This window comes from Nostocoides sp., from assembly GCF_035343835.1.
GTDB classification, from domain to species: Bacteria; Actinomycetota; Actinomycetes; order Actinomycetales; family Dermatophilaceae; genus Nostocoides_A; species Nostocoides_A vanveenii.
The window spans coordinates 1-13,746 of the sequence record NZ_DAOQZV010000070.1 but is presented as its reverse complement, the minus strand read 5'-3'; the positions used below and the strand labels follow the sequence as shown (position 1 = coordinate 13,746).

Sequence of the window (13,746 nt, the reverse complement as noted above, 5' to 3'; positions counted from 1 at the left end):
ACAAGTTGATGTCGGTGCTCGTCAACGCCACGCGGCGCAAGCTGCCGGTGATGCAGCGCCTGCTGCGCGGCCTGTCGCTCCAGACGAAGGAGTACGCCCCCCGCTGGCCGAAGCCGCTCGTGCCCTCGCCCGCGCCCGCGGGAGTGCGACCCGCCTGCGTGGCGTGCTCGATCAGGAGCCTGCCGTCGCCCAAGCCCTCGACCCGCAAGCCGGCGGCACCACCGGCAACCCGCAGGACGCCGCCTCACGAGCGCGCTTGGATACCAACGCAAGGGCAAGCAATCGGGCGAACACGAGCCCCGGGGTGGGGGGTGACAACGGGGGTGGGGCGGACACCGAGGCGAGCGAACGGCATACGCCAATCGCGTTGCGCGACATCAGCGCTCGATGGACGCTCGAGCGGCCCCTCGCCCTCGCGCCGATCGACCTCGACGTCCCCGCCGGCACCCACCTCGCGATCGTCGGCCCCAATGGCGCCGGCAAGTCGACCCTGCTCGCCGTGCTCGCACGCCACCTCGATCCAGAGTCCGGGACCTATTTCCTCGACGAGACCGATGCCTGCCGTATGCCGTTGCCCGCCGCCCGCGGCCGGCTCGCCGTCGTCGACGACAGCCCCTATGTCTTCGCGTCCACCCTGCGGGAGAACCTGCGCTTTGCGGCCACCGAACCCACCGATGGCGCGCTCATCGAGGCGCTGGAGCGGGCCGGGCTTGGCGCGTGGTTGCGTGGACTACCCGACGGTCTCGACACCCGGCTCGGCACCGGCGGGCGCGGGGTGTCTGGCGGCGAGCAGGCCCGCCTCGGGCTGGCCCGCGCCATGGTCTCGCAGCGACCGGTGGTGTTGCTCGACGAGCCGGTCGCCCATCTGGACTCGGCGACCGCCCGCGCCGTGATCGACGACCTGCTCTCGGCCTCGGACACCCGCACCGTGATCATGGTCAGCCACCGCGAGGACGGCCGCGACGGCTTCGACCGCGTCCTGGCCCTGCAGCCGCCGCTGCCCTGACCCCCAACTGCCCAGGCCCGGCAACCTGCGGGCACGGACCGGAGACTTCTCAGGAGAGACCGAGGCGGCCACGAGGCACCGGCAGGGGCACCGGGAGAATGGCCCGGTGACCTACCGGATCTGCGTCGTCTGCACCGGCAATATCTGCCGCTCCCCCATGCTGGAGTTCCTCCTGCGCGAAGCCTTCGAGGACGCTGGCCTAAGCGACCGTGTCGCGGTCGATTCGGCCGGCGTCTCAGCCGAAGAGGCCGGCAATCGGGCGGACTCCCGCACCCTCGCCGCACTGCGACGGCACGGGCATACCGACCATGGGGGCCAGGCCCATCGGGCCCGCCAGATCCGCCCGGCTTGGCTCGCCGATCGCGACCTGATCCTCGCTGCCGACCACGGCCACCTGAACCGGCTCCGGCGCCTGGCCGGGGGCGACCCCACCGACCATATCCGCCTCATCCGCTCCTTCGACCCGGACGCCGTCGCCCGCGGCAATCTCGACGCTGACGACCCGTGGTACGGCCGCGATGTCGACTTCGACCGCACCTATGCCGAGCTGACCGCCGCTGTCCCCGGCATCGTCGACCACGTCCGCGCCGCCCTCCGCTGACTCGTCCGTATCCCACGCTCCGAACGAGTGATGCCCGTCGAGAGGCCGGTTCAGACCCGTCGAGAGGCCGGTTCAGACCCGTCGAGAGGCCGGTTCAGGTGCGTCGAGTGGCCGGTTCAGGTGCGTCGAGAGGCCGGTTCAGAATCTTCGACGCGACGACCCGCCTGCCGGCGCAGGGCGCAAGTTTCCGGAGCTTGGACCGGCCCGTTGACCTACCTGAACCGGCCACTCCCGCGCAGAGCGCCGGACCAGACTCCACCCTGAACCGGCCGCTCGCCGCAGAGCGCCGGACCCAGACGCACTTCAACCGGCCTGCCGAAGCACCCGAACTGGCCACTCGACGCACCTGAACCGGCCACTCGACGTAGCTGAACCGGCCACTCGACGCACCTGAACCGGCCACTCGACGGACGGGGGGCAGGCCGAGGTGCGAGGATGGGCCCGCCGGGCCAGCCCGCGCCCGGCCCTCCCCCAGATGAACGATGACGTCGGTCTGGACCACCTATCTCGCCGCCGACTCCGCCGACGCGTGCGCCGGGGCCGTCACTGCGGCGGGCGGCACGCTCATGATGCCGGCCTTCGACGTGGGCGATGTGGGCCGCATGTTCGTCGCCGTCGACCCGTCCGGCGCCGCGTTCGGCGTCTGGGAGGCCAAGGCCCACACCGGCGCGGGCGTCTTCAACGAGGACGGCGCCTACTGCTGGAACGAGCTGCACACGCTGAACTACGACGCGGCGCGCGACTTCTAAGCCAAGCCTTCGGCTACTCCTTCACCGACATCGGCGGCGACGGCTTCACCTATTCCGTCTCGCCCTCGACGGCGGCGGCCCCGAGTCGGCCATCGGCGGCGTCGCGGACGACGCCAACACCCCGGGCGCCGAGATGTCCTATTGGCTGACCTGGTTCCAGGCCGAGGACGCCGACGCCATGGTCGCCAAGGTCGAGCAGCTCGGCGCAAGCGTGATCATGCCCGCCGACACCAGCCTCGTCGGCCGGATGGCCATCGTCACTGGGCCGGAGGGCGGGGTCTTCGGGATCATCGACCCCACGACCACGCTCGCGATGGACGACGCCGCCGTCTAGCCGGCCCGCATCCACGGTGGGGTGGGCGATCGCGTTCACCCCACCGACCACGCTCACCGACCCGCCGTCACCGGCCCGCGGCCCGCATGGACGGCCGCCCAGCGGCCGGCCACCCCGATGGCAGGATGGACGTATGCCGAGCCTCGCCGATGCGCAGGTCGCCCTGGGTGCGCTCGACGGTCGTTACCGCAGCGCCGTCGCTCCCCTCGTCGACCACCTCTCCGAGCCCGCCCTCAACCGCGAGCGACTGCGCGTCGAGGTCGAGTGGCTGATCTACCTGACCGCGCACCAGGTGATCCCCGGGTGCGGCACCCTGACCGCGGACGAGCAATCCGCCCTGCGCGCGATCCCCGCCCGGTTCGGCCCGGACGACATCGCCGAACTCGCCGAGATCGAAGCCGAGACCCACCACGACGTCAAGGCCGTCGAATACCTGCTGAAGCGGCGCTTCGCCGCCCTGCCCGGCCGCAGCGAGGACGATCCGCTCACCGAACTCATCCACTTCGGGGCGACCTCCGAGGACGTCAACAACCTCTCCTACGCCCTGATGATCCGTGGCGCGATCACCCAGGTCTGGCTCCCGGCCGCCCGCGCGCTCCTCGCCCAGGTAGAGGCGATGGCGGGCGCGTTGCGCGCGGTGCCGTTACTCGCGCATACCCACGGGCAACCCGCCACCCCCACGACCATGGGCAAGGAACTCGCCGTCCTCACCTGGCGCTTGGGCCGGCAACTCGCCCGCATCGAGCGCGCCGAATATCTCGGCAAGTTCAACGGCGCCACCGGCACGTATGGCGCACACCTGGCTGCCGTGCCCGATGCCGACTGGCAGCGCATCAGCGCGGAGTTTGTCGGCTCGCTCGGCCTGACCTGGAATCCGCTGACCACGCAGATCGAGAGCCACGACTGGCAGGCGGAGCTCTATGCGGACCTCGCCCGCTTCAATCGCATCCTGCACAACCTCTGCACCGACGTCTGGACCTATATCTCGCTCGGCTACTTCGCGCAGGTCCGCGGCCAGGGCACTATCGGGTCCAGCACCATGCCGCACAAGGTCAATCCGATCCGCTTCGAGAATGCCGAGGCGAATCTCGAAGTCAGCAATGCCCTCCTCGACGTCCTCGCGGCCACCTTGGTCACCTCGCGGCTGCAGCGCGATCTGACCGACTCCTCGATGCAGCGCAATGTCGGCACGGCGATCGGTCACTCGCTGCTCGCCCTCGACAATGTCGCCCGCGGCCTGTCCGGCCTGGACGCCGACCCGGGCGCCATGGCCGCCGACCTGGACGCGAACTGGGAGGTGCTCGCCGAACCCATCCAGTCGGCGATGCGTGCTCTCGCCGCCCAAGGCGTGCCTGGCATGGCCAACCCGTATGAGCGCCTCAAGGAGCTCACACGCGGGCGTCGCATCGGCGCGAGGGAGTTGCGGGAATTCATCGAGGGGCTGGGCCTGCCCGCGGATGTCGCGGCCCGGTTGACGACGCTGACCCCGCAGACCTACGTCGGTCTGGCACCCCAACTTGTCGACCGCGTGGTCCCGCCGACCACCGGCTGACGCCCCCCCGACGCGTCACCGTCGCCCCCGCGGCCTTGACCGATCAAACGTCGATTGCGCGGCTCTGCCACGGCCGCAGCCGGTCTCGACGTGGTCAAGAGCACCCTTTCGCGTGTGTAACGATGAGGGAATGCGCGTGGATCATGTGTCGTATGCCGCTGAATCCGACGGCTTGCAAGCCACTGCCGAACGGCTGGCTGCGAAGTTGCACGTCGAACCCGTCGAGGGGGGCGTGCACCCGCGTTTCGGCACGCGGAATGTGATCCTGCCGCTGGCCCACGAGCGCTATGTCGAGGTCGTCGAGGTGCTGGATCACCCCTCGGCCGACAAGGCTCCCTTCGGCCAGGCCGTGCGCGCGCGCAGTGAGCTCGGCGGCGGCTGGCTGGGCTGGGTCGTGCGCGTCGACGACCTCGCCGACATCGAGCAGCGCCTCGGCCGCGCCGCCGTCGACGGCAACCGCCGCATGCCGGACGGTCGCGAGTTCAAGTGGCGCCAGCTCGGCGTCCGGGGCCTGCAGTCCGACCCGCAGCTGCCCTTCTTCGTCCAGTGGGACAGCGGCTCTCCGCACCCCTCCGATGACGCGCACACCGACGTCACCATCGACTCCCTCGAGATCGGCGGCGACCCCGAGCGCGTCAAGGACTGGCTCGGTCTGCCCGCCGAGACCACCAGCTCGGTGATCCAGTTCCACTTCGTCGCGCCGCACGGCACCCCCGGCCTGATGTCGGTCACCTTCAACACCGCCGAAGGCGACGTCACCGTCTGACCGTGCGTTTCAGCCGCGCTGCCGCACCGCCTCGAAGAGGACGATCGCGGCGGCCACGGAGGCGTTGAGCGAATCGGCCTGGCCGGCCATCGGGATGCGCACGTGCACGGTCGAGGCGGCGAACAACTCCGCATCCAGGCCGTACTTCTCCGAACCCACCGCCACGGCGATCCCGCCGGTCAGATCCGCGTCCGTATGCCGGTCCACGGCGTCGGGCGTCGTAGCCACCACCGTGAGCCCCCGCTCGCGCACCCAGCCGATGGCCTCAGCGGTCGATGCCGAAGCGACGGGCACCGAGAAGACCGTGCCCTTGCTCGACCGAATGACATTGGGGTTGCCCCAGTCGGTCACCGGGTCGGCCGCGATGACGGCGGCCACTCCGGCGGCATCGGCGGTGCGGAGCATCGCGCCGAGATTGCCCGGCTTCTCGATCCGCTGAGCGAGCAGCACGAGCGGGCCGGCCGGGACGTCCAGGGCAGCCAACTCCACGCCCGGCTGCGGCACGATGGCCAGCAGCCCGTCCGGCCCCTCGCGGTAGGCCGCCTTCTCGAAGGCGGCTCGGCTGCACTCGAAGACCCGCGCACCGCGCTCGCGGGCAACCGCGACCAGGTCGGCCCCCGCCGTCCGGTCACCCATCAGCTCCGGGCAGTGGAAAATTGTCGTGGGCGCGACTCCGGCGCCAAGCGCGAGGGCCAGCTCCTCAGCCCCTTCGAGGCGGGTGCAGCCGGCAGCCTCGCGATCGCGGCGGTTGCGCAGCGCCAGCACGCTCTTGATCCGCGGGTTGGCCGCCGAGGTCAGCAGCACATCGGTCAGCAACTCGCGACCTCGCTCCCCCGGGCGACACCGGGCAGGGTTAACAGCACGGCGGGCGCTCCGTCGTCATAGACCGATGCGGTGACTTCGTCGGCGACCTCCCTGACCTCCTCCGGCGCATTGCCCATCGCGACCCCCCGGGCCGCCCACCTGAGCATCTCCAGGTCGTTGCGCTGGTCACCGATCGCGACCGTGTGCATGGGTTGGATCGACAATCGTCGCCGGATCAGCTCCAGCGCACTGCCTTTCGAGACGCCCTCCGGGTTGATGTCGAGCCAGGCCGAGAAGCCCACCGCGTAGTTGACGCCGTGCAGGCCGATCCGGTGCGTGAGCTCGACGAAGTCGTCACTGGTCCCCGTCGGGCTGCGGAAGGTCACGCGCGTCACCGGGTCCGCCAGGAGTTCTTCCCACGGCACGATCGTGACCACGCCTTCGAGCGGGTCGGGGAAGGGAGCACTGACCTTGAACCCGACGCCGAGATCCTCGACGGCCACAACGGCATCCGGCCAGGCGTCATGCAGCAGGGTCAGCGCCGGGCCCGGGTCGAAGGTCACGGCCTCGATAACCTCGTAGCCGCTCGGCAACGCCGGATCGAGGTCGATGGTGACCGCGCCATTGGAGCACACGGCATACCCGCGCTCGATGCCGAGGCGGGCCAACACCGGCAGCGTGCCAAGCACCGAGCGACCGGTGGCGATGACGATCTGGTGGCCGGCGGCCGCAGTCGCGGCCACCGCGTCATGGACGGCGGGCCGCAACTCGCCTTCATGCGTCAACAAGGTGCCGTCGATGTCGAGAGCGACCAGGTGCGGCGGGTGCATGACCGAAACGCTAGCGGGTCTCAGTCCCGCGCCCGCCACGCCTGCCTCAGGTCCAGTCGCCCCGAAGACCGCCATCACGATCAGGGTCTCGCGTGGCTCCCGAGCCGGTCAGTCGGCGCTCAAGACCTCCAGGCCGACATAGGGCTGCAGGGCCGCCGGCACCCGGACCGACCCGTCCGCCTGCTGGTGGTTCTCCAGGATCGCCACCAACCAGCGGGTGGTCGCGAGAGTCCCGTTGAGAGTGGCGGCGACCTGGTTGCCGTGCTCGCCCTTGACGCGTGTGCCGAGCCGGCGCGCCTGGAAGGTCGTGCAGTTCGAGGTCGACGTCAGCTCGCGATAGCGCCCCTGGCTCGGCACCCAGGCCTCAGAGTCGAATTTGCGCGCCGCGCTCTGCCCCAGGTCGCCCGCCGCGGTGTCGATGATGCGGTAGGGCACCTCGATCTTGGCGAGCATCTCGCGCTCCATGTCCAGCAGGCGCTCGTGCTCGGTCTCCGCCTCGGCCGGGTCGCAGTAGACGAACATCTCGATCTTGTTGAACTGGTGCACCCGAATGATGCCTCGGGTGTCCTTGCCATAGCTGCCGGCCTCGCGGCGATAGCACGTCGACCAGCCGGCATACCGCTTCGGACCGCCGCGCAAATCGAGCACTTCCCCTGCGTGATAGCCCGCGAGCGCGACCTCGGAGGTCCCGGTCAGATAGAGGTCGTCGGCCTCGAGCCGGTAGACCTCGTCCGCGTGCCGGTCGATGAACCCGGCCCCGCGCATGACCTCCGGGAGCACGAGGGTGGGCGTGATCATCGGGACGAACCCGTGCTCGATCGCACATGCCATACCGGCATTGAGCAGGCCAAGTTCGAGACGGGCGCCCACACCGGTGAGGAAGTAGAAGCGCGCCCCGGCGATCTTCGCGCCGCGAGCCATGTCCAGAGCCCCGAGGCCCTCAGCGAGTTCGAGGTGATCCTTCGGCGCGAACCCCTCGGCCGCGAAATCTCTTGGCGTGCCGACCATTTCGCGCACCACATAGTCGTCCTCACCGCCGGCGGGGACGCCCTCAACCACGACATTGCCGATCGAGGCAAGCAACTCATCCCGGTCGGCCGACAGCGTCGCGGCGCTCGCCTGCAGGTCCTTGACGCGGGCAGCGAGGGCCTTGGTCTCGTGCAGCAGGCGCTGCTTCTCCTCGCCACTGGCCGCGGCGACCTGCTTGCCCAGAGACTTCTGCCGCGCGCGCACCTGCTCGAACTCGGTCAGGGCGGCGCGCCGCCGCGCATCGGCGTCGAGGACCTGGTCAACGGCCGCGGGATCGTCGCCACGCGCAACCTGGCTGGCCTTGACCCGGTCGGGGTCGTCGGCGAGGAGTTTGATGTCGATCACCGGGTCAGCCTATCGAGGGGCCGGATCGTCCTCCCGCGCCTTTTCACGCCTCACGCGGTCCTTGACGCATTCTCCCAAAGTGCTGGTATGACCGCGTCAACGGCAATATCGTGAGGCGTCAACTCCTGCTTCGCGCCCGAGTTCGGAGGTCCGCATGACCATTGCCGTCTCCTTGGCGACGCGCGCCGGGACCGCTTTCGCGGCCTACCGCGAGGGCGACACCGGGCGCCTGGCCGAGTTGGTCGACCTGCTGTCCCCGATCCTGTGGCGCGCCGCCCGGGCCCAACACGTCTGCGCGGCCGACGCGGAAGAGATCGTCCAGGTCGCCTGGTTGCGCCTGCTCGATCACGCCGACGACATCGTCGAACCGGCCGCGGTGCTGACCTGGCTGATCGTGACCGTCAAGCGCGAGGCCTGGCGCCGCAGCGGACGAGCCACGCACGAGGTCAGCACGGACCTGCACGACGCCGTGATGCCGGAGACGACCCCCGGGCCCGAACACCAAGCCGTGCTCACCGAGCGGCAGCGTGTGCTCTGGCACCATGTGCAGCGTCTCTCGCCCACCTGCCGCCACCTCTTGTGCGTGATCGCCTTCGCCGAACGCCCGGACTACGACTCCGTCGCCCGCGCCCTGGGCCGGCCCGTCGGCAGCATCGGCCCGACGCGCGGCCGCTGCCTGGCCAAACTGCGCAATGCCTTGGCCACCGACCCCGAATGGTGCGCTGAGCCATGATCGTCAACGATGACGACGCCCTCGACCTCGCCGACGAGGCCCTCCTCGCCGACCTTCGCGAACTCGCCGAGGCCGCCGATCCGATGCCGGCCGGGCTGCCCGAGAACGTCAAGTTCGCCCTCGCGGTCCGTATGCTGCAGGCCGAGGCCGCCGCGATCACCCACGACGCCGCCCTCGCCATCCGCACCGCCGGCCCCTCGACAACCGCGTCCATCGCTTTCAGCGGCCGCACGGTGGAGTTGCTCGTCAGCGCCTCCGACGAGCCCGACGGCAGTCTGCGGATCGACGGGTGGGTCACGCCGACCCAGGTCGTCATCGAGGCCCACGCCGGAGCCGTCGGGCCGAGCATCGACCGGGCCGTCCCGGTCGCGCGTGTCCAGGCCGATGACCTCGGCAGGTTCGTCCTCAGCAGCCTGCCCGAGCGACGACTGATGTTCGTCGTCCGCTTCGCCGACCCGCACCAGGCCCCGACGATCACGCCCGTCGTCGAATTCTGATTCGGCGTGCCATCGTTGGAATCCCTGGAGGGATTGCGTCGAGAGGCGTTGCGGCAGAACAACAGCGGGCGTCACCGGGAGGCGGCGGCGACCTATCGACGCTTGCTGCGGCAACTCGACCGTTACGACGCCGCCGCAGGTGTGATGCCGGACCCCGGGGCCCGGACACTGCGCGTCCGCGCCCTGATCGGGATGTCTTTCACGATGACCCTGTCCGCGCGCCCGGTCGACGCGCTCGCCCTGCTCGACCAGGCAGAGAACATCGCCGGCGACCGAGGCGACCTGCGCTCCATCGTGCATCGTCAACGCGGTGTCGTGCTGGCCAACATCGGCCGCGTCCGCGACAGCCTCCACGAGTTCGATCTGGCGGCGCGCGACGAGGGCGCGCTCACGGACATGGACGTGATCCTCCTGCTGATGAACCGCGCTCTCAGTCACGCCCATCTCGGCCACGCGGCGCAGGCCGCTGCCGACACCGACCGACTGCTCGACTTGGCCGATCCCGAGCGGTTCCCGGTCGAACGCTTCATGGGCACCTATAACGCCGGGATGATCGCCTATCTCGCCGGTGACCTCCCTGGCGCCTTGGAAACGATGCACCGCGCCGACACCATGGCGGTGGAGGTGCCGCGTGCCCCAGGCCGGCTGGACCATGCGACGGTCCTTTTGGATGCTGGCCTGGCAGCCGACGCGATCCGTGTGGCGGACAGTGCCGTCACCGAGGCGGCGGCCCACGGCCAACGCCTGTTCGTCGCTCAACTGCATACCTTGCGCAGCCGGGCATTTCTCCTGCTCGGCCGCCCCGCTGACGCCTACGCCGCAGCGTCGGCGGCACTTGCTCAGCTGCCTCGGGGCAAGGGGGCGGTTGAGCCCCGAGCTGCAGCCCAACTGACCGCCCTATCGGCGCAACTCGACCGTGGCGATGCCCCCCGGCCGATCGCGCGTCGTGCGGAGGCGATTCTCACCCAAGCCCTGGAGTCCGGAAGCGCCAACGTGCTGGCTGCCCAGCTGGTGGCCGCCGAGGCCTGGTTGGGCATCGACCCGGCGCGCGCGCAGGCGGTCATCGAGGGGTGGCAGACCGAGCTCGTGGTCTCGCTGAGCAACCGGCTGCGTCTGCGGCATGTCAAGGCAACCAGCGCCATCGCCCGAGGCGACCAGCCCACCGCCCGGCGGGTGTTGCGCGCCGCCGCGGCCGACCTGCGAGCCGGTCAACGCACGGTGGCGAGCCTCGACATCGGGGCGGCGAGGGCACTGCATACGGTCCCCCTCGTCACTCTCGACATCGAGTTGGCGTTGCGTTCCGGACCGGCCGCGCTCTTCGCGGCAACCGAGAGATGGCGCATCGCCACGGCGCCGATGGCCGCTGTCCGCCCGCCGGCGGACGACGAGACCGCGGCGATGGTGGCCCGTTTACGCGCCGCGCACGCCCAGCTCGCCGAGGCTCCCCCGGATGCCGCGCCGGGACTGCGCGCAGGCATACGGGATCTCGAGCGAGCCGTCCGTATGCGCGACTGGAGTTCGCGACCCAGCGCGAGTTCCCTTGCGCCAGAGCATCAAATCACTATGTCTCAGGCACGCGAGCGCCTGGCGGCGGACGGCAGCGTCGCGGTGAGCCTGTTCACCCACGACGGCGTGATCCATGCCCTGGTGATCGGCGATGGACGCCCGCGCATCGAGGCAGGAATGCCGGCGGCACGTGCGGAAGAGCTCGGCCGTCGGGTGATGGCCGACCTGCGAATGGTGACGACGACCGCCGCGGCCCGGCGCCTCGGTTCGGTCCGTGCCGCCCTCGCCGCCGAACTCGCCGAACTCGATGCCGGGCTCCTCGGCACGCTGCGCATCGGTGACCGTCCGCTGCTGATCCTGCCCACTCGGTATGTCAGCGGGCTCCCCTGGGCGCTCCTACCCCGCTTGGCTGGGGTGCCGGTTCTGGTCGCCGGATCCGTCACCGCGGCATTGACGCCCGCGCCGCCGGCGCCGGCCCGTCCCGCGGTGCAGATCCTCACCGGCCCCGGCCTGGGCACCGGCGAGCGCGAGGCTGAGGCTGTCGCCGGGGCCTGGCGCTCTCGAGGAGATGTCCATGTCGACTCGAATGCGTCCGGCGCCGCCCTTCGGCGCGCGCTCGGTTCTGGCACGCATGTGCACATCAGCGCCCACGGCCGCCACGAGGACCAGAGCCCGTTGTTCTCCCGGCTCGATCTCGCCGACGGCCCGATCTTCGCCTACGACCTCCAGGATGGCGGCATCGCCGCCCGATCGATCGTGTTGTCCGCGTGCGAGATCGGCGGATCGACGCGCGGCCCGGGCGAGGGGTCGATCGGGTTCGCCAACACCCTGCTGGCCCTGGGCGCGTGCAGCGTGGTGGCCGCGGCCACCCCGGTCCCCGACGACCTGGCCACCGACGTCGCGGGCCACCTCCACCGTGGCCTGGCGGCTGGTGCCACCGTGGATGTCGCTCTCGCGTCCGCGATTGCGGCGAGCGGCCACGACGCCGGCGTGTTTGGCGCCTTCGGCCGCCGCTGCTGACTGAGCCCGGTGCGGTCGATCAGCAGCCAGGCACGAAAGGTCAGCTTGTCGGTGCGGGCGCCGGGCGGCCCGTCAGTGCCAGCGCGCAGGCGAGGATGATCATCATGACGCCGCCGGCGGCGTTCATCCGGGCCAGACGGCCGGGCGAGTTGGCCAGCCAGTCGCGGGCCCGGCCGGCGAGCACTGCCACGATGCTGTCGCTGGTCACCGCGACGGCAAAGAAGGTCAGCCCGAGGATCACGAGTTGCATCCAGACCGGCCCATGGCCGGTCGTGACGAACTGCGGGAGGAGCGCGACGAAGAAGACGATCGTCTTGGGGTTGGTCGCGCCCACCAGGAAGCCGTCCCGCAAAGCATGCGCGGCGTGCCGCTGCGGCCGGGTATCCATCTCTCGCAAGGCTTTTGACGCGGCATCGCGGTGCCGGATCGTGGAGATCCCGAGATAAACCAGATAGAGCGCGCCGACCGCCTTGACCACCGCATACGCCGTGGCGCTCGATGCGACCACCGGCCCGAGGCCCGCGGCGATGAGCAGGATCTGCGTCAGGATGCCGGTGGCATTGCCGAGCACACTCAGCAGCGCCTCACGGCGACCGGCCGAGATGGCGCGGCCGATCACGAAGAGCAGGCTGGGGCCCGGGATCGCGGCGAGGACGATGCTCGCGACGAGAAACGCAAGCCAGCGCGACGGGTCAGGCACGGACGTCCCAGAGGTGATGCACGAGGTCGTGGACGAGGTAGGTCCCGAGGGTCGCGACCGTGAACGAGGACCCATTGCTGCGCAGACCGGGACGCGACCACGCATCGTCGGGGACGCCGGCATACCGGGCACTCAGCGGAGCGGATGCGGCGTCGATCTGCGCCGCGACGGTTGCGGGCTCCTGCTCCCAATAGCGCCCGTCGAGGGCGGCTTGGTCCTGGTCCCAGTTGTCGAAGTGCGGATCATCCTGCGTGAGCATCGCATCGACGCGGCCGAGGAAGACCCGGCAGACATCCCGCACGTGCGCGCCATATTCCAGCGCCGACCACGTCGTCGGGGCCGGGCGCTCGCGCACGTCCGGCCGCAACAGCACCGCCTGCCAGGGCCGGGTCGCCTGTGCCACAGCCGCGGCGATGTCACCGGGCGCGATTGCCGAAGGATCGAAACCGCAGTCCGGACAGACGCGATCGAGGGTCCAGGTCCAGTCCTTCTCGTCGGGCGGCGGGGTGATGGGAGTGCTCACACGCACCATGCTGACGTATGCCAGCGCGCCCCCGCTGGTAGTTTCATCCTCCGTGCCTCCTGCCGCCTGGTTGGCGACCGCTTTGCTGGTCTTCGCCGCTCTCTTCGCCGTCGCACTGTGGCTCGGCCTCCAACCCGCCCCGGGGCGGCACGCCGCGCGTCCGCACCGGGACCGGTTCCGCCGCGAACCGGAACCGCCGAAGCGCAAGCGGATGGCGGTGATCGTCAACCCGACCAAATTCGACGACCTGACCGCTGTGCGTGACCGCCTCGCGGCTGCGGCCGCCGCGCTGGACTGGGATCCGCCGCTGATCCTGGAGACGACCATCGAGGACCCGGGCTCTGGTCAGGCCCGCGCCGCCCTGGCCGAGGGCGTCGACGTGGTCGCTCCGCTCGGCGGAGACGGGACGGCACGGATGGTGGCGAGCGCCCTGGTGGGCACGTCCACGCCGTTGGGCCTGCTGCCGGCTGGGACGGGCAATCTGTTGGCGCGAAATCTCGAGTTGCCCGTGACCGACCTGGCCGAGGCTGTCCGGTTGGCGTGCACCGGGCGCAACCGCCCGATCGACGTGGGCTTCGTTGCGCTGCAGGAGGAGGCGCTAGGCACGTCCGGCCACATTCGCGCATCTGGGGAGGACCAGACGGCGCCCCATGGCCCCGCTGGTGCGGACGGCGGCACAGCAGCGGGCGGCACAGCAGCGGGCGGAGCAGCAGCGGCTCGCCCCACGGCGGGCGGGGCAGTGGCTCCCCCC

16 protein-coding genes are annotated in these 13,746 nt (G+C 70.6%); 10 read left to right on the top strand and 6 right to left on the bottom strand.

Annotated elements, in window-relative coordinates; genetic code table 11:
• Positions 1-193, bottom strand: a 193-nt coding sequence (locus tag PKH97_RS07040) for a hypothetical protein (protein WP_324386698.1), incomplete at its 3' end; no start/stop codon positions are given.
• A 111-nt stretch (positions 194-304) separates the two neighbouring features.
• Between PKH97_RS07040 and PKH97_RS07035 the strand changes: the two genes are divergently transcribed.
• The 6 genes from PKH97_RS07035 (at position 305) to PKH97_RS07010 (ending at position 5,008) form a co-directional block, all read left to right on the top strand.
• Positions 305-1,006, top strand: coding sequence for an ATP-binding cassette domain-containing protein (locus PKH97_RS07035; RefSeq protein ID WP_324386697.1), 702 nt, complete (start codon positions 305-307; stop codon positions 1,004-1,006).
• 106 nt (positions 1,007-1,112) lie between these two features.
• Entirely contained in the window at positions 1,113-1,607 is a 495-nt protein-coding gene (locus PKH97_RS07030; RefSeq protein ID WP_324386696.1) for a low molecular weight protein-tyrosine-phosphatase, read from the top strand.
• 482 nt (positions 1,608-2,089) lie between these two features.
• Positions 2,090-2,356, top strand: coding sequence for a hypothetical protein (locus tag PKH97_RS07025; protein WP_324386695.1), 267 nt, complete (start codon positions 2,090-2,092; stop codon positions 2,354-2,356).
• 133 nt (positions 2,357-2,489) lie between these two features.
• The gene (locus PKH97_RS07020; protein WP_324386694.1) at positions 2,490-2,690 is read left to right on the top strand and encodes a hypothetical protein; all 201 of its coding nucleotides are present in this window, start codon (positions 2,490-2,492) and stop codon (positions 2,688-2,690) included.
• A 133-nt stretch (positions 2,691-2,823) separates the two neighbouring features.
• Complete coding sequence (gene purB, locus PKH97_RS07015) at positions 2,824-4,242, top strand: adenylosuccinate lyase (protein ID WP_324386693.1); 1,419 nt, start codon at positions 2,824-2,826, stop codon at positions 4,240-4,242.
• Positions 4,243-4,372: 130 nt separating this feature from the next.
• Complete coding sequence (locus tag PKH97_RS07010; protein ID WP_324386692.1) at positions 4,373-5,008, top strand: VOC family protein; 636 nt, start codon at positions 4,373-4,375, stop codon at positions 5,006-5,008.
• Positions 5,009-5,017: 9 nt separating this feature from the next.
• Here the strand turns inward: PKH97_RS07010 and PKH97_RS07005 are convergent, their stop codons facing one another.
• The 3 genes from PKH97_RS07005 to serS all read right to left on the bottom strand — a co-directional run bounded on the left by PKH97_RS07005 (position 5,018) and on the right by serS (position 8,016).
• Positions 5,018-5,821 carry an RNA methyltransferase gene (locus tag PKH97_RS07005; RefSeq protein WP_324386699.1) on the bottom strand — a complete coding sequence of 268 codons (804 nt, stop codon included), beginning with the start codon at positions 5,819-5,821 and terminating at the stop codon, positions 5,018-5,020.
• Positions 5,818-6,642 (bottom strand): HAD hydrolase family protein, encoded by an 825-nt coding sequence (locus tag PKH97_RS07000; protein WP_324386691.1) that lies wholly within the window; start codon positions 6,640-6,642, stop codon positions 5,818-5,820. Before PKH97_RS07000 ends, PKH97_RS07005 begins: the two co-directional genes overlap by 4 nt.
• Before the next feature lie 108 nt (positions 6,643-6,750).
• Positions 6,751-8,016 (bottom strand): serine--tRNA ligase, encoded by a 1,266-nt coding sequence (gene serS / locus PKH97_RS06995; protein ID WP_324386690.1) that lies wholly within the window; start codon positions 8,014-8,016, stop codon positions 6,751-6,753.
• 154 nt (positions 8,017-8,170) lie between these two features.
• On the opposite strand from serS, the gene PKH97_RS06990 reads away from it, so the two are divergent.
• Genes PKH97_RS06990 through PKH97_RS06980 form a run of 3 tightly spaced genes read left to right on the top strand, consistent with a single transcriptional unit; the run spans position 8,171 to position 11,772 of the window.
• Positions 8,171-8,749, top strand: a complete 579-nt coding sequence (locus PKH97_RS06990; protein WP_324386689.1) for a sigma-70 family RNA polymerase sigma factor — start codon at positions 8,171-8,173, stop codon at positions 8,747-8,749.
• Complete coding sequence (locus PKH97_RS06985; RefSeq protein ID WP_324386688.1) at positions 8,746-9,246, top strand: hypothetical protein; 501 nt, start codon at positions 8,746-8,748, stop codon at positions 9,244-9,246. The genes PKH97_RS06990 and PKH97_RS06985 overlap by 4 nt, the downstream gene beginning before the upstream one ends.
• 6 nt (positions 9,247-9,252) lie before the next feature.
• Positions 9,253-11,772 (top strand): CHAT domain-containing protein, encoded by a 2,520-nt coding sequence (locus PKH97_RS06980; protein WP_324386687.1) that lies wholly within the window; start codon positions 9,253-9,255, stop codon positions 11,770-11,772.
• 40 nt (positions 11,773-11,812) lie between these two features.
• On the opposite strand, the gene PKH97_RS06975 is transcribed toward PKH97_RS06980, so the two are convergent.
• Positions 11,813-12,472: a LysE family translocator gene (locus tag PKH97_RS06975; protein WP_324386686.1), complete on the bottom strand. Its 660-nt coding sequence runs from the start codon at positions 12,470-12,472 to the stop codon at positions 11,813-11,815.
• A complete protein-coding gene (locus PKH97_RS06970) occupies positions 12,465-12,995 on the bottom strand; it encodes a DinB family protein (RefSeq protein WP_324386685.1) in 531 nt (176 codons plus the stop codon). Before PKH97_RS06970 ends, PKH97_RS06975 begins: the two co-directional genes overlap by 8 nt.
• On the opposite strand from PKH97_RS06970, the gene PKH97_RS06965 reads away from it, so the two are divergent.
• A partial coding sequence (locus PKH97_RS06965; RefSeq protein WP_324386684.1) for an acylglycerol kinase family protein occupies positions 12,988-13,746 on the top strand: 759 nt, incomplete at its 3' end. The genes PKH97_RS06970 and PKH97_RS06965 overlap by 8 nt on opposite strands.

Coding starts and splice junctions, on each gene's coding strand:
- PKH97_RS07025 (WP_324386695.1), top strand. CDS start 2,090: ATGACGTCGGTCTGGACCACCTATCTCGCCGCCGACTCCGCCGACGCG.
- PKH97_RS07020 (WP_324386694.1), top strand. CDS start 2,490: ATGTCCTATTGGCTGACCTGGTTCCAGGCCGAGGACGCCGACGCCATG.
- purB (WP_324386693.1), top strand. CDS start 2,824: ATGCCGAGCCTCGCCGATGCGCAGGTCGCCCTGGGTGCGCTCGACGGT.
- PKH97_RS07010 (WP_324386692.1), top strand. CDS start 4,373: ATGCGCGTGGATCATGTGTCGTATGCCGCTGAATCCGACGGCTTGCAA.
- PKH97_RS07000 (WP_324386691.1), bottom strand. CDS start 6,642: ATGCACCCGCCGCACCTGGTCGCTCTCGACATCGACGGCACCTTGTTG.
- PKH97_RS06990 (WP_324386689.1), top strand. CDS start 8,171: ATGACCATTGCCGTCTCCTTGGCGACGCGCGCCGGGACCGCTTTCGCG.
- PKH97_RS06985 (WP_324386688.1), top strand. CDS start 8,746: ATGATCGTCAACGATGACGACGCCCTCGACCTCGCCGACGAGGCCCTC.